This window comes from Qipengyuania gaetbuli (assembly GCF_020524765.1).
GTDB lineage: Bacteria > Pseudomonadota > Alphaproteobacteria > Sphingomonadales > Sphingomonadaceae > Qipengyuania > Qipengyuania gaetbuli_A.
The window spans coordinates 582,209-596,776 of record NZ_JAIVLR010000001.1 but is presented as its reverse complement, the minus strand read 5'-3'; the positions used below and the strand labels follow the sequence as shown (position 1 = coordinate 596,776).

Sequence of the window (14,568 nt, the reverse complement as noted above, 5' to 3'; positions counted from 1 at the left end):
GCCTCTGCACAAGCAGCGCGCCCGAGTCGAGCAAGCCTTGCTTGCCGGGGCGCAACCTATTCGGGAGGCAGGTCGAAAGGATCGTCCTCGCGCTCTTCCGAACGGGTGCGCAGTTCCACGCTGCGTTCGGGGGCGGCCTGCGGCTTCAGTTCTAGCAGATCGTCTGCATCGGGACGGACTTCGGACCCGAACGGAGCGGGCGGGAGCGCATTGCCTTCGAGCGGCTTCAACTGCGCCTTCTGGCCGCAGGCTCCGAGCAGGAGCAGGGTAGCGACGAGGGCAATGGTGCGCATCAGAAATTCTCCAGCCGCCTGCGGGCCTCTTCGACCTGTTCCCTTACCCTGACCGGCGCGGTCCCGCCATAGGAAGCGCGCGCTGCGACCGAGGCGTCGACCGAGAGCGCATCGAACACCCGCTCGTCGATCCGCTCGTCGATGGCCTTGAGATCCGCGATCGTCAGCCCGTCGAGCGCAACGCCCTTCTGGTCGGCCAGCTTCACGGCCGCACCGGTAATGTGATGCGCCTCGCGGAAGGGTATGTCGGCCTGCCGGACCAGCCAATCGGCAAGATCGGTCGCGGTCGCATGGCCGGCCTCTGCCGCTTTGCGCATCCGCGCAGTGTCGAACCCGCTGTCGGCGACCATACCGGCCATGGCGGCAAGGCTGAGATCGAGCAGGCCCGCCGCCTCGAACACCGGCGGCTTGTCGTCCTGCATGTCCTTCGAATAGGCGAGCGGGAGACCCTTCATGGTGATCATCAGGCTGGTCGCGCACCCGATCACGCGGCCTGCGTGACCGCGCACCAGTTCGGCGGCGTCGGGATTGCGCTTTTGCGGCATGATGCTGCTGCCGGTCGACAGCGTATCGGGCAGTTTGACGAAGCCGAAAGGCTGGCTTGCCCAGATAATGAATTCTTCCGCGAGGCGCGAAAGGTGGAGCGAGCACTGGCTGGCCGCCATCAGGTAATCGAGCGCGAAATCGCGGTCCGACACGGCATCGAGGCTGTTGCGCGTCGGCCGTGCAAAGCCAAGCGTCTTGGCAGTCATTTCGCGGTCGAGGTCGAAACCGGTTCCTGCAAGCGCCGCCGAGCCGAGGGGGCATTCGTCCATCCGGGCCAGCGCATCGGCAAAGCGCGATCGGTCGCGCATCAGCATCTCGAAATAGGCGAGCAGATGATGGCCCAGCGTGACCGGCTGTGCGGTCTGGAGATGGGTGAAGCCGGGCATGATGCTGCCGGCGTGCTCGTCCGCCCGCCCGACCAGCGCGGCCAGTACCGTGTCGATCCCGCCGATCGCGCGCCGTGTCGCCTCGCGCACCCACATGCGGAAGTCGGTCGCCACCTGGTCATTGCGGCTGCGGGCTGTGTGGAGGCGGCCGGCAGCAGGGCCGACGATTTCGGTCAGGCGCGATTCCACTGTCATGTGGATGTCTTCGAGGTCCCAGTTCTCGGGCACGCCGTCGCGGGCGTATTCCTCGGCGATCTGGTTGAGGCCTTTCGTGATGGCATCCGCATCCGCCTCGCTGACGATGCCCTGCTTCGCCAGCATCGCCACATGGGCGAGACTGCCCGAGATATCTTCGCGCCAGAGCGCCTTGTCGAAGGGAATGGAGGCGTTGATTTCGCGCATGATCGCGCTAGGTCCTTCGGCGAACCTGCCGCCCCACATCGAATTGGAGCCTTGATTGTCCCGCTTTTCGCTCACGCTGCTCGTCACCTTGGGTCTTGCCGTTTCCGCCTGCGATAGGAGCGAGCCGGAGCCGGCGCAAGAAAGCGGTGCTTCGGCGCAGGCAACGGGCGAAATCGACCGCAGCAATGCAGGCGAGCTGATGCCTGCGTCCAATGTCCGCGATCTCGATGGCCGTGTACTCAATCTCGGCGCCCTGCAGGGCAGGCCGGTGCTGCTCAATCTCTGGGCCACCTGGTGCGCGCCCTGCAAGAAAGAGATGCCACTGCTCGACCAGCTGGCTGCCGACTATGACGAGCAGTTGCAGGTCATTACGGTCAGCCAGGACCTGAACGGCCAGGAAAAGGTCGCCGCCTTCTTCGCGGAAAACGAGTTCGGCTATCTGGAGGCATGGATGGACCCCGACGCCGAGCTGGGTTTCCATTACGATAACACTCCGCTCCCCACGACTGTGCTATACGATGCATCTGGCGTCGAAGTCTGGCGCGTGCGCGGCGATTACGACTGGTCGAGCGAAGAGGCACGGGCAGCGATCGAAGAAGTCACAGGGCCCTGATTTGCCTCTTGCACAAAGGCTTGGCCCCATACATAAGGATTATCTAATATAGCAGGGAGAAGGCCGGTGGCAGGAAGCAAAGCCGAATTCGAGGTCGTCATCGTGGGCGGCGGTTCTTCGGGGATTGCCACGGCAGCATCGCTGCACAAGCGCGAGCCGAGCCTGCGCATCGCCATCATCGAACCTGCGGCCAAGCACTACTACCAGCCCGGCTGGACCATGGTTGGAGGCGGCGTCTTCAAGGCGCCGCAGACCGTGCGCGACATGGCGGCCGTCATGCCCGACTATGTCTCGTGGATCTCGCAGGCGGCAACAGCGTTCGAGCCGGACAAGAACGAGGTCGTGCTCGAGGACGGAAGCCGGGTCGGCTACATCTTCCTCGTGGTAGCAGCTGGGCTGAAGCTCGACTGGGACGGCATCGAAGGCTTGAGCGATACTCTCGGCCGCAACGGCGTTACCTCGAACTATCGCTACGACCTTGCGCCCTACACCTGGGACCTCGTCCAGCGCACGCGGTCGGGCAGGGCGCTGTTCACCCAGCCGCCGATGCCGATCAAATGCGCAGGCGCGCCGCAGAAGGCCATGTACCTGTCCTGCTCCGAATGGGAGCGGCGGGGCTGCCTGAAGGACATGGACGTGCACTTCCACAATGCCGGAGGCGTACTGTTCGGCGTGGCCGACTACGTCCCCGCCCTGATGGAATACGTCGAACGCTATGGCATCACGCTCGACCTCAACGAGCGACTGACCGCTGTCGATGGCAGCGCCAAGACCGCCACTTTTGCTACCGAAGGCGGCACCAAGACGGTCGATTTCGACATGATCCACGTCGTCCCGCCGCAGACCGCGCCCGATTTCATCAAGGCCAGCCCGCTCGCAGGAGAGGGCGGCTGGGTCGATGTCGATCCGGCAACCTTGCGTCACACGAAATTCGACAACGTCTTCGGGCTGGGCGATTGCACCAATACGCCCAATGCCAAGACCGCCGCCGCTGCACGCAAGCAGGCGCCGATCGTGGCGGAGAACCTGATCGCGGCCATTCTCGATAAGTCCCTGCCTGCTGCCTACGACGGCTATGGAAGCTGCCCGCTCACGGTGGAGCACGGCAAGATCGTGCTCGCGGAATTCGGCTATGGCGGCAAACTGCTGCCGAGCTTCCCCGACTGGATGCTCGACGGGCGCAAGCCGACCCGGCGCGCCTGGACGCTCAAGGCCGATATCCTGCCCAAGATCTATTGGGAGGCGATGCTCAAGGGCCGCGAATGGCTGGTGAAGCCGGGCAAGCTGGGCTGATTGCGCCCGGGCCGTGATGCACCGCGCGCACCATCGGGTGCATTGCTTTCATCCCACCGCCGCCGGCGTGACTGTATAGGGTGACCATGTTCGAGAACGCCGATGCGCTGATGCTCGCCCGGATACAGTTCGCCTTCACGGTGAGCTTCCACTTCATTTTTCCCGCATTCTCGATCGGGCTGGCGAGCTACCTCGCGGTGCTGGAAGGGCTCTGGCTGAAGACCGGCAAGCAGGTCTACCAGGACCTGTTCAAGTACTGGCTCAAGATATTCGCCATCGCCTTTGCCATGGGCGTCGTGTCGGGCATCGTCATGAGCTACCAGTTCGGGACCAACTGGTCGGTATTCTCCGACAAGGCAGGGCCGGTGATCGGGCCGCTCATGGCCTACGAGGTGCTGACCGCCTTCTTCCTCGAGGCGGGATTCCTCGGGGTGATGCTGTTCGGCATGAACCGCGTCGGCAAGGGGCTGCACTTTACCGCAACACTGATGGTCGCCGTGGGCACCTTCATCTCGGCATTCTGGATCCTGTCGGTGAACAGCTGGATGCAGACGCCGGTTGGTTTCATCGAAGGCGCGAACGGCCAGTACCTGCCCGAGGCAAGCTGGTTCGAAATCGTCTTCAACCCCAGCTTCCCCTACCGCCTCGTCCACACGGTGATTGCCGCCTACCTCACGACCGCTTTCGTGGTCGGCGGGGTGGGGGCGTGGCACCTGCTGAAGGACAGCGCCAACCGGCACGCACGCAAGATGTTCTCGATGGCCATGTGGATGGCCGCGCTGGTCGCACCGGTGCAGATTTTTGCCGGAGACATGCACGGCCTCAACACGCTGGAGCACCAGCCCGCCAAGGTCATGGCGATGGAAGGGCATTACGAAAGCCACCCGGACGGGGCCCCGCTATACCTGTTCGGCATACCCAATGACGAAGAGCAGCGGCTGGACTACGCTTTCGGCATTCCCAAGCTTTCGAGCCTGATCCTCAAGCACGAACTCGACGCCCCGCTCGACGGGCTCGACACGATTGCGGACGAGGACCAGCCGCCCGTCTTCCCCGTGTTCTGGGCCTTCCGCGTCATGGTCGGGATCGGTTTCCTGATGCTGGGGATCGGCGCGTGGAGCCTGCTCGCCCGGCTGCGCGGCAGGCTTTACGACTGGCGCTGGCTACACCGCGCTGCGATTGCGATGGGACCTTCTGGCTTCGTCGCGGTGATTGCGGGCTGGATAACGACCGAGGTCGGCCGCCAGCCGTGGACGATCTACGGCGTGCTGCGCACCGCCGACAGCGCCAGCCCGCTGGACGCGCCGGCCGTCGCGACCTCGCTGATCGCCTTCGTGATCGTCTACTTCGCGGTCTTCGGCGTGGGTACGTGGTACATATTGCGCCTGATGAGCCAGTCCCCGCACACCGGCGAGAAGGGCGTGAAGCGCACCGAAAAGGGCCCGGTCAGGACCGCCGGCATAACCCCGGGGCCAACGCAGAACCCGGGCCGCGACCCGGATGCCCTCCCCGCAGGCAAGGAGGAGGCGACCGATGGGCGTTGATGTCGACCTAACAGTCATCTGGGCGTTCATCATCGCCTTCGCGGTCTTCGCCTATGTCGTGATGGACGGTTTCGACCTCGGCATCGGTGTGCTGTTCCCCACTTTCGAGCCGGGACAGGAGCGCGACCAGGCGATGAATTCCATCGCGCCGGTGTGGGACGGGAACGAGACCTGGCTGGTGCTGGGCGGGGGCGGACTGTTTGCCGCATTCCCGCTGGCCTATGCCATCATCCTGCCTGCGACTTACCCGCTTGTAATCGCCATGTTGCTGGGCCTCGTCTTTCGCGGGGTCGCGTTCGAATTTCGCTGGCGCGACAAGGCGCACGAGAGGTTTTGGGACTTCAGCTTCACCGCCGGATCCTTCGTCGCGGCCATGGCGCAGGGCATGATCCTGGGCGCGCTGCTTCAGGGGATAGAGGTGCAGGACCGCGCCTATGCCGGAAGCTGGTGGGACTGGTTGACGCCCTATACGTTGCTGACCGGCTTCGGGACCGTGGTCGGTTATGCGCTGCTCGGCGCGACCTGGCTGATTTGGAAGCTGGAGGGCAAGGCGCAGGCCCATGCGCGCCAACTGGCCAAGCACGCGGCGATCGGCACGCTCGCCCTGATGGGGGCGGTCAGCGCCTACAACCTCGCGCTCGATCCCGAATATGCGGCGCGCTGGCTCTCCGCCCCTGAAATCTACCTCACCGCGTGGGTGCCGCTGGTCACACTGGGACTGGCCGTCCTGCTGCTGCGCTCGCTGGGCGGGGAGGGGCAGAGCCTGCCCTTCTGGCTCAGCATCGCGCTGTTCCTGCTCGGCATGGCCGGCCTCGGCCTGACGATCTGGCCCAATGTCGTGCCGCCCGACGTGTCCATCTGGGATGCTGCAGCACCGCAGAGAAGCCAGGCCTTCATGCTGGTGGGCGTCGCCATCACCATGCCGCTGATCCTCGCCTACACGGCCTGGGCCTACTGGGTGTTTCGCGGCAAGGTCGGGACGGAAGGCTACCACTGATGGCCTTCGACCCGCTGTCCGGTTCGCAGGACGCGCAAGCCCGCCCGCTGTGGCAGCGGCTGGGCTGGATGGTGCTGATCTGGATCGCAAGCGTGACGGTGCTGGGGGCCGTGGCCTACGCCCTGCGCCTGTGGCTTGCCTGAGGGGGGATGGTGGGCGCTGACGGGCTCGAACCGCCGACCCTCTCGGTGTAAACGAGATGCTCTACCAACTGAGCTAAGCGCCCCCTTGCGGGAGAAGCGGGCATGTAGCGCGCTTTGCGGCAGCGTCAAGCGCGCCGATCAGTACCATCCCTTGTCGAGCTTCAGCGAGCCGTCGCCATAGAGATAGTCGGGATCGAAGCGCGCATAGCGGCGCAGGCGGTCCCAATCTTCGCAGAACAGGTCGCCGCGACGGATTTCCGCAATGCCGAGATCTCGCAGCTTGCCGACCGCGCGGTTGGCGTGGATCGCGCTGACCCCGCACATGTCGGCAAGGTCGAGCTGGGTGAACGGCGTACGCAATGCGCGCGGGGCATCGCGGCCAACCATTTCGAGCCGGGTCTGCAATTCGGCATAGAGATGGGCGATCCGCTTGGGCGCGTCGAGCTGTTCGAGAATCTGGATCCACTTGCGATGGATGGCCGCGTCGAGAAGCGTTCCGAACCACATGGCGCGCGCGACATTGGGCCTTTCGTGCATGACCTTGCGCAGGCTGTCATGGCTGACCGTGCCCACCTTGACCGGTCCGGCAGCGACGATCGAATGGTCCAGCCGCTTCAGCGCAAAGCCGTGCAGATCGACGAAGTCGCCGGGCACCTGCACGCCGACGATATAGCGGCGGTCGCCGCTCTCGATCGTGCGGAAGACGAAGCCTTCGATCAGCATGGTGCTGCGGTCGGTAACCGTGCCCCTTTCGAGCAGGCGCGCGCCATCGCCGTGGTCCTGCACGGTCTCGATCAGGTCTTCGATATATTGCAGGTCGTCCCGGTCGAGCTGGTCCCACAGGCGCCCGGCGAGGAAATCGCCGGTCAGCGGGAACGGGGAAGACCTGATGTCACCTCTTATCGCGTCCATTGCGGGGCTGATTAACCAAGTCGGAAGTTTGCGGTCTATTGACGGATGTTAGCTTTCTGTTCTTTTCAGGAATTCATACGCACAAAGCAGACAGCCCGCATTGTCATTTGTTATAATCGCAAAACTTGCTGCCCTCGGCCTCTTCGCCCGTTCATGAAGGCGTGACCGAGTGACGCCTTGGCGCTATCCCTCGCGCCCATGACCATCAGACTGACCGTGCTTGCCACCGGGGGCACAATCGCCGGGATCGCGGGTTCCGCCATCGCGCAGGACTATCGCGCAGGCGAGATCGGGATCGAGGACTATCTCGAAAAGGTAGGTGGGCTGGGGCTCGCGGCGGAACTGTCCGGCCGCCAGATCGCCAATATCGATTCGGCCGAAATCGGCCCCGAGGTCTGGAACCCGCTGCACGCGGCTATTCTGGAGGCGCTCGGTCGTGACGATTGCGACGGGGTCGTCGTCACGCACGGCACCGACACGCTCGAGGAAACCGCCTTCCTGCTCGACCTGACCCTGCCCGCCACCAAGCCGGTCGTGGTGGTGGGCGCAATGCGGCCTGCCGATGCGGTCGGCTATGATGGCCTTCGCAATTTCGCCAATGCCGTGCGCGTTGCCAGCGATAGCGATGCGTCGGGTCGCGGCGTGCTCGTGGTGATGGGCGACCGTGTCTTCGCCGCGCGCGACGTGCGCAAAGTGAGGACGCGCGGCACCGATGCCTTCCGCGGGTTTCCGCGCGAATCCATCGGTTTCGTCACCCCGGCGACGCTCGAATGGTTCGGCGCGCCATGGCGGCAGGGCGGCGAAGCGCCCTTCGCCTGGTGCGGCGACCTGCCCGAAGTGCCGATCCTGTTCGTCCATGCCGGCATGCGCGCGGACGAAGCGCTGCGGATAGTGGGCGAGGCCACGCGCGGCATCGTGGTAGCCGGGGTTGGCGAGGGGAACATGCCCGAGACCGTAAGGCGCGAACTTGCTCGGCTGGCAGGCAGCGCCATTGCCGTCGTCCGGTCGAGCCGTGTCGACGAAGGTCTGGTCGACCGCGAGGGCGAGGACGAAGCCAACCGCTTCGTCGCCGCCCGCGCGCTGAACCCGCAGAAGGCGCGGATTCTCCTCCAACTCCTGCTGGCGAGCGGGACCAGCGATCCCGCTGCCATCCAGCAGGCGTTCGACGGGCGCTAGGCCTCAGCCGTTGGGCGTGACGAGGTACTTCTCGCCCGTCTTCATCTGGCGGTAGTCGAGGATCGCGTCCTTCGTCAGCATACCTTCGAGGTCGACCTTCGTCTTGTAGCTGCTGGCAAAGGTGGTCGTCAGGTTGTCGAGCACGCGCTTGCGCATCCGCATGACCGTTTCCATGCCCGCGGTCTGCAGGAACGGGGTCAGCAGCCAGCCCGAAAGCGTCCAGCCGAACCCGTAGGCAGGCGTCAGGATGGTCGGTCCGAAGTCGAGGCGGCCGTAAATGAACATGCGCTTCGCCTGGTTCGAACCGTAGCGCGAATATTCGGTCATCTTCGACACGGCGACCTGTTCCATCGCCTTGAAACAGGTGTCGACCATCTGGCCGCCGCCGATCGGGTCGAAGCCATAGAAGGCGTCGGTTTCGTCGATTGCCGCCTTGAGCTTGGCCATGAAGTCGTCGTCGGAGGAATTGACCACGTGCGTGGCGCCCTGCGACTTGAGCAGTTCTGCCTGGTCGTCCTTGCGCACGATATTCACGAGGCCCATTCCGTCCTCGAGGCAGATACGGTTGAGCATCTGGCCGAGGTTCGATGCGCCCACCGTGTGGAGGATCGCCTTCTCGCCATCCATCTTCGCATTCTCGACGAAGCCCAGTGCCGTCATCGGATTGACGAAGCTCGACGCGCCCGCTTCCGAGCTGTGATCGCCCAGCGGCAGGCACATGGCGGCGTCCGCAATTGCGTACTGGCTGAAGGCATTGCCGGGAACGCAGGCAACACGCTGCCCCATCAGCGCCTTGGCCATGTCGCTGTCGCCCGTCGCAATGACGGTGCCTGCACCTTCATTGCCTGCGGGCAGGCGCTGGCCGTGGCGCGCCTTCTGGCCCGAATTGAAGGGTTCGGGCATCTTGGCGACGACCTTGCCGGGCGAATAGTCGGCGTTCTCGAAATCCGCCGCGCCGGTCAGGATCGCGAGGTCGGACGGGTTGATCGGCGCCGCTTCCATGCGCACGAGGACCTGGTTGCCGGTCGGGTCGGGGAAGGTCGCATCGGCGATTTCGACGGTCAGCGTGCCGTCTGCCGCAAGGGTAGTGAAAAGCTGCTTGCCGGTGGTGGTCATGTCATGTCTCCCAAACCTGTCCCGTCCGTGTGCGGCCATCGCTAGGCCCCTCGTCGCGGCTTGGCTAGGGTGACGTTACGTCAGGTCTCGTCGGGGTAGATCGCCTCGACGAAGTAAAGCCCGTCCGGCGGAGCGTTGAGCCCCAGTTCCTGCCGGTCGCGCGCTTCCAGTGCCTGCTTCACGCGGCCGACTTCCCACCGGCCCATCCCGACCAGCGCCAGGCAGCCGACCATAGAGCGCACTTGGTGATGCAGGAAACTGCGCGCCGATGCATGGATCAGCACGTGTACGCCATCGCGCTCCACATCGAGCCGGTCGAGCGTTTTCACCGGACTGGCCGACTGGCACTGCACCGAACGGAAAGTGGTGAAATCGTGATGGCCGACCAGCGCCTGCGCCGCTTCATGCATGGCGGCAGCGTCGAGTGGCTGGGGCACTTGCCAGGCGCGGTCCCGCTCCAGCGTCAGCGGCGCGCGGCGGTTGGTGATACGGTAGACATAGCTGCGCCCGATGCAGGAAAAGCGCGCGTGCCAGTCGTCGGGCACTACCTCGCAATGCGTCACGGCGACCGGGTCGGGTCGCAGCTGTGCGTTCAGCGCCTCCATGAGGCGGAAGGGCTCGATGTCCTTCTCGATGTCGATATGGCTGCGCATGGCGAGCGCGTGGACGCCGGTATCGGTCCGCCCCGCGCTGGCCAGCGTCACTTCCTCGCCCGTGATGCGCTGTGCCGCCTCCTCGACCGATTGCTGCACGCTCGGCCCGTGCGGCTGGCGCTGCAGGCCGAAGAACGGCGTGCCGTCGAATTCGAGAGTGAGGGCAAAGCGGGTCACGAAAGGATCGAGCCTTTCGCGACCGGATTGCCGCGCAGGAAAGTGTCGAGGTCCATTCGAGGCTTGCCGGCCTTCTGCAATTCGACCGGGCGGATAGCGCCGTCGGTGCAGGCGATGGTGAGGCTTTCGCCCAGCACTTCGCCGGGCTTGCCCGAACCTTCGGCCACCTCCGCGCGCAGCAGCTTCACGCGCATCCCGTCGAGGTCGAACCACGCGCCGGGGAAGGGCGAGAGGCCATGGACCTGCCGGACCACTTCTGCGGCCGGTCGCGCGAAATCGATCCGCGCTTCCGCCTTGTCGATCTTCTTTGCGTAAGTCGCGGCATCATGGTCCTGTTCGACCAGGTGAAGCGCCTCGAGGTCGATCAGCGTGCCGACCATCAGCTGCGCGCCGAGTTCCGCCAGTTCCTCGGTCAGTTCGCCCGTGGTCTTGTCCTCGACCGGCGTGCGAACCGTCGCGAGCATCGGGCCGGTATCGAGCCCCGCTTCCATCTGCATGATCGTCACGCCCGTCACCTCGTCGCCCGCCATGATCGAACGGTGGATCGGTGCCGCCCCGCGCCAGTGCGGCAGGATCGAGGCGTGGACATTGAGGCAGCCGTGCTTCGGCGCATCGAGCACCGCTTGCGGCAGGATCAGGCCATAGGCGGCGACAACCGCCACATCGGCACCGAGCGCCGCGAATTTCTCCTGCTCCTCTGCCGATTTGAGCGAGACGGGATGGCGCACCTCGATGCCCAGCCGTTCGGCCAGCTGGTGCACTGCGGTCTTGGTCAGTTCCTTGCCGCGGCGGCCACCCGGGCGCGGCGGCTGGGTGTAGACGCAGACCACCTCGTGCGCGGCATCGACCAGCGCCTGCAGCGTCGGCACCGCGAATTCCGGGCTACCCATAAAGATTATGCGCATGACGGGCCTTGTGGTCTTTCTCTGCTATGCCCGCGCCCCTATCTGTCACTCCATGGCATCGCAAGAGATCGAGACACTGGCCTCCGCTCTGGCGCGCCTGCCCGGCCTCGGCCCGCGCAGCGCGCGGCGTGCCGTGCTGTGGCTGGTCAAGCGGCGCGAAAGCGCGCTGCCCGCTTTGCTTGAGGCGCTGGCCACGGTGGGCGAGGCGCTGGTCGAGTGCGAGACCTGCGGCAATGTCGACACCCGCAACCCCTGCGGCATTTGCGCCGATCCGCGCCGCGACACGAAATCGCTCTGCGTGGTGGAAGACGTGGCCGATCTCTGGGCGCTCGACCGCGCCAAACTCTTCACCGGCAAGTACCACGTGCTCGGCGGCAAGCTTTCCGCGCTCGACGGCGTGCGGCCCGAAGACCTCAATATCGCCAGCCTGCTCGCCCGCGTGGAGGCTGGCGGGGTGGACGAGGTCGTGCTGGCCATGAACGCCACGCTCGAAGGCCAGACCACCGCGCACTACCTCGCCGAGCGGCTGGAGGATTTCCCCGTGCGCATCACCCAACTCGCCCACGGCCTGCCGGTTGGCGGCGAACTCGACTATCTCGATGAAGGCACGCTTGCACAGGCATTGCGCGCGCGGCGACCTCTCGGCTAAAACTCGCTCGGGGGTTTGACCCTTGGGGAGTGACGGGATTGGCGACAGCTTCGCGGCGGGTAACGCCCGTCCATCTGCTCTGGTACATCTTCTGGGCCGCGTTCCTTGCAACGAGTGTGTACTTCCTGCTCGATTCCGTCGGAGACGTGCTGTCGCCCGATCTGCAGGATGGCTCGACGACCTGGAACCGCATCGTTTGGTACGTCGGCCACGCTGTCATCGCGTCACCCATCCTGCTGATCGCGCCGCTCCAGTTCATGCCGGGCCTGCGCCAGTCGCGGCCGCAAGTACACCGGTGGCTTGGCAGGGTCTTTCTTGGCGGGTGCATTATCGCGGGCTTGCTCGGGGTATATCTCGGTTCGACCCTCTATTTGCCCGGTTCGCGTGTCCCGCTGACTTTGCTGGCTAGCACCTGGATCTTCTTCGCGGCAGTTGCCTGGCAGGCGGCCCGCAGGCGTGACTTTGTCAACCACCGCAAGTTCGCCATCCGAGCCTTCGCGCTCGGCGCAGCGTTCGTCTGGGTACGCATTATCAACAAGGTGCAGGACGACGTTCTTGCTTTCATGCCGACTGAGGACTTGCAAGAAACGACCAAGGAATGGCTGACGCTGTTGCTCCCCATCCTGGTTACGGAAATGTGGCTGACCTGGGGCCCTACTGCGAAGAAGCTGTTCACTCGCCGGACCATGCGCGAGTCGGATTGAATTCCGCGCTTGCCGCGCCTATCTGAACCCGCATGGCTATCCGTGAAATCCTCGAAGTGCCGGATCCCCGGCTCAAGGTCGTGTCCGAACCCGTCACCGAGTTCGACGACGAGTTGAAGACGCTTGTCGAAGACATGTTCGAAACCATGTATGCCGCGCCCGGCATCGGCCTCGCCGCGATCCAGGTCGGCGTGCCGAAGCGCCTGCTTGTCATAGATCTCCAGCCGGAAGACACCGATGCGGAGCCGGAAGAGTGCAACCACGGCGGCCATCACCACCACCACTATCCGACGAAGAAGGAACCGCGGGTTTTTGTGAACCCCGAAATCCTCGATCCGGCGGATGAGCTGACGACCTACCAGGAAGGCTGCCTGTCGGTCCCCGACATCTTCGCCGATGTCGATCGCCCGGCGACCTGCCGCGTGCGCTATCAGGACCTCGACGGGAACGTGCACGAGGAGGAGATGGAAGGCCTGATGGCCACCTGCATCCAGCACGAGATGGACCACCTCGAAGGCATCCTCTTCATCGACCACCTCTCGCGCCTCAAGCGTAACATGGCGCTGAAGAAGCTGAAGAAACTGCGCGAAGCGGCGTAAGCCTCCAATTCGGTTGAAATTGCGCGAACGCCACTGGCGTTCCCTCTCCGTTCCGCATAAGGTGGCGGGATGGACACGACTGCTATCATTATGATTTTCGCTGCCCTCGCCATCGGGGGTGTGCTCGGCTGGTTCATCGGCTCGCGCCCCGTTGCCGACTGGAAGGCGCGCCACGGAAAAGCGGAGGGGGAGGCCAAGGCGGCTGAAGAAAAGCTCGCGCGCATGGTGCCGGAACTGGCGACCATGTCCGAACGGGCAGCGCGAGCGGACGATCTGGCCTTGAAGCTCGACGCCGCGCGCGAAGAAGCCTCCGCGCTGAAGGCTGAGCGAGCTGCCTTTGAGGAGCAAAAGCGGCTGCTGGAAGAATCGCGCGCCAATCTGCTCAAGGAATTCGAGAATACCGGTGCAAAGGTGCTCGAAGCGGCACGGGAACGGTTCAGCAATGAAGCGTCCACGCGGCTTGGCGAGGCAGAGGCCAAGCACAAGGAAGCGGTCGCCTCGCTCCTGCAACCGGTGACCGAGCGACTGCAGAAATACGAAGAGCAGGTCGGCTCGCTCGAACGCCAGCGTGCCGATGCCTTCTCGCGGCTGCATCAGCAAATCGAAGGTATGCGTCTTTCGCAGGAAGAGGTGCGTAAGGAAGCACAGCGCCTTGGCAATAGCCTTACCAATGCTCCCAAGGCGCGCGGCCGCTGGGGGGAAAGGGCGCTGCAGAACGTGCTCGAGCAGTGCGGGTTGTCGGAGCACACCGACTTCATCCTCGAACAGTCGGTCGATACCGAAAGCGGGCGGCTGCGGCCCGATGCAATCGTCAACGTGCCGGGCCAGAAGAAGCTGGTTATCGACGCGAAGGTCTCGCTCAATGCCTACCAGGCGGCGTTCGAGGCCGATGATGACGGCGAGCGTGCAAGACATATGGACCTGCATGCGAAATCGATGCGCGGCCACGTCCAGACCCTCGGGTCAAAGGGTTATCAGAGCCAGTTCGACGACGCGCCTGACTATGTAGTGATGTTCGTGCCCGGCGAACATTTCGTCGCTGCGGCACTCGAACACGATCCCGAACTGTGGGACTTCGCCTTCCGCAACAAGGTGCTTCTGGCGACGCCCACCAACCTGGTCGCCATCGCGCGGACGGTCGCGCAGGTCTGGCGGCAGGACACGATCGCCAATGAAGCGATGGAGATCGGCAAGGCAGGCGCAGAACTATATGACCGTCTTGCCGTGGCGGCAGAGCACATGAAGCGCGTGGGCGGGGGTCTCGAGACCGCGGTCAACAATTACAACAAGTTCGTCGGCAGTTTCGAGCGCAATGTCCTGTCCTCGGGACGCCGTCTTGCCGAAAAAGGTATCGAGATCGGCAAGCGCGAGATCGAGGAAGTGCCGAAGGTGGAAGCGACCCCGCGCTACAATAATGACGACCTGCTGACCGACGGGACGGGCGAGGCCGCCGAATAGGC

16 protein-coding genes and 1 tRNA gene are annotated in these 14,568 nt (G+C 64.5%); 10 read left to right on the top strand and 7 right to left on the bottom strand.

Translation table 11 applies throughout. From position 1 onward, the window contains the following. Window positions 1–56: 56 nt before the first annotated feature. Both LC083_RS03085 and argH read right to left on the bottom strand, forming a co-directional pair. Window positions 57–293 carry a hypothetical protein gene (locus tag LC083_RS03085; protein ID WP_226699146.1) on the bottom strand — a complete coding sequence of 79 codons (237 nt, stop codon included), beginning with the start codon at window positions 291–293 and terminating at the stop codon, window positions 57–59. Then, on the bottom strand, window positions 293–1,627 hold the full coding sequence (gene argH, locus LC083_RS03080; protein ID WP_264187067.1) for an argininosuccinate lyase: 1,335 nt from the start codon (window positions 1,625–1,627) through the stop codon (window positions 293–295). The genes LC083_RS03085 and argH overlap by 1 nt, the downstream gene beginning before the upstream one ends. Before the next feature lie 55 nt (window positions 1,628–1,682). On the opposite strand from argH, the gene LC083_RS03075 reads away from it, so the two are divergent. From LC083_RS03075 to LC083_RS03055, 5 genes are all read left to right on the top strand, one after another. Next, window positions 1,683–2,240: a TlpA disulfide reductase family protein gene (locus tag LC083_RS03075; protein WP_226699144.1), complete on the top strand. Its 558-nt coding sequence runs from the start codon at window positions 1,683–1,685 to the stop codon at window positions 2,238–2,240. A gap of 66 nt (window positions 2,241–2,306) precedes the next feature. Beyond that, entirely contained in the window at window positions 2,307–3,533 is a 1,227-nt protein-coding gene (locus tag LC083_RS03070; protein ID WP_226699143.1) for an FAD/NAD(P)-binding oxidoreductase, read from the top strand. Window positions 3,534–3,619: 86 nt separating this feature from the next. Beyond that, window positions 3,620–5,077 carry a cytochrome ubiquinol oxidase subunit I gene (locus LC083_RS03065; RefSeq protein ID WP_226700007.1) on the top strand — a complete coding sequence of 486 codons (1,458 nt, stop codon included), beginning with the start codon at window positions 3,620–3,622 and terminating at the stop codon, window positions 5,075–5,077. Then, window positions 5,067–6,074, top strand: coding sequence for a cytochrome d ubiquinol oxidase subunit II (gene cydB / locus LC083_RS03060; RefSeq protein ID WP_226699142.1), 1,008 nt, complete (start codon window positions 5,067–5,069; stop codon window positions 6,072–6,074). The genes LC083_RS03065 and cydB overlap by 11 nt, the downstream gene beginning before the upstream one ends. Then, a complete protein-coding gene (locus LC083_RS03055) occupies window positions 6,074–6,217 on the top strand; it encodes a DUF2474 domain-containing protein (RefSeq protein WP_226699141.1) in 144 nt (47 codons plus the stop codon). Before cydB ends, LC083_RS03055 begins: the two co-directional genes overlap by 1 nt. A 7-nt stretch (window positions 6,218–6,224) precedes the next feature. On the opposite strand, the gene LC083_RS03050 is transcribed toward LC083_RS03055, so the two are convergent. Both LC083_RS03050 and LC083_RS03045 read right to left on the bottom strand, forming a co-directional pair. Further along, window positions 6,225–6,300 (bottom strand) — tRNA-Val (locus LC083_RS03050). A gap of 55 nt (window positions 6,301–6,355) precedes the next feature. Continuing rightward, window positions 6,356–7,129 (bottom strand): Crp/Fnr family transcriptional regulator, encoded by a 774-nt coding sequence (locus LC083_RS03045; protein WP_226699140.1) that lies wholly within the window; start codon window positions 7,127–7,129, stop codon window positions 6,356–6,358. Between the two features lie 198 nt (window positions 7,130–7,327). Here LC083_RS03045 and LC083_RS03040 point away from each other — a divergent pair, with 198 nt between their 5' ends. Next, window positions 7,328–8,305, top strand: coding sequence for an asparaginase (locus tag LC083_RS03040; protein ID WP_226699139.1), 978 nt, complete (start codon window positions 7,328–7,330; stop codon window positions 8,303–8,305). A gap of 3 nt (window positions 8,306–8,308) precedes the next feature. Here the strand turns inward: LC083_RS03040 and LC083_RS03035 are convergent, their stop codons facing one another. From LC083_RS03035 to fmt, 3 genes are all read right to left on the bottom strand, one after another. Then, window positions 8,309–9,421, bottom strand: coding sequence for a zinc-binding dehydrogenase (locus LC083_RS03035; protein WP_226699138.1), 1,113 nt, complete (start codon window positions 9,419–9,421; stop codon window positions 8,309–8,311). Between the two features lie 80 nt (window positions 9,422–9,501). Beyond that, a complete protein-coding gene (truA, locus tag LC083_RS03030; protein ID WP_226699137.1) occupies window positions 9,502–10,251 on the bottom strand; it encodes a tRNA pseudouridine(38-40) synthase TruA in 750 nt (249 codons plus the stop codon). Further along, window positions 10,248–11,156, bottom strand: a complete 909-nt coding sequence (fmt, locus tag LC083_RS03025; protein WP_226699136.1) for a methionyl-tRNA formyltransferase — start codon at window positions 11,154–11,156, stop codon at window positions 10,248–10,250. The genes truA and fmt overlap by 4 nt, the downstream gene beginning before the upstream one ends. Window positions 11,157–11,208: 52 nt before the next feature. Between fmt and recR the strand changes: the two genes are divergently transcribed. The 4 genes from recR to rmuC all read left to right on the top strand — a co-directional run bounded on the left by recR (window position 11,209) and on the right by rmuC (window position 14,566). Next, a complete protein-coding gene (recR, locus tag LC083_RS03020; protein ID WP_226699135.1) occupies window positions 11,209–11,805 on the top strand; it encodes a recombination mediator RecR in 597 nt (198 codons plus the stop codon). 38 nt (window positions 11,806–11,843) lie between these two features. Continuing rightward, window positions 11,844–12,509 (top strand): DUF2306 domain-containing protein, encoded by a 666-nt coding sequence (locus LC083_RS03015; RefSeq protein ID WP_226699134.1) that lies wholly within the window; start codon window positions 11,844–11,846, stop codon window positions 12,507–12,509. Window positions 12,510–12,541: 32 nt separating this feature from the next. Next, window positions 12,542–13,108: a peptide deformylase gene (locus LC083_RS03010; RefSeq protein WP_226699133.1), complete on the top strand. Its 567-nt coding sequence runs from the start codon at window positions 12,542–12,544 to the stop codon at window positions 13,106–13,108. A gap of 69 nt (window positions 13,109–13,177) precedes the next feature. After that, complete coding sequence (rmuC, locus tag LC083_RS03005; protein ID WP_226699132.1) at window positions 13,178–14,566, top strand: DNA recombination protein RmuC; 1,389 nt, start codon at window positions 13,178–13,180, stop codon at window positions 14,564–14,566. The last annotated feature ends 2 nt before the right edge of the window (window positions 14,567–14,568 follow it).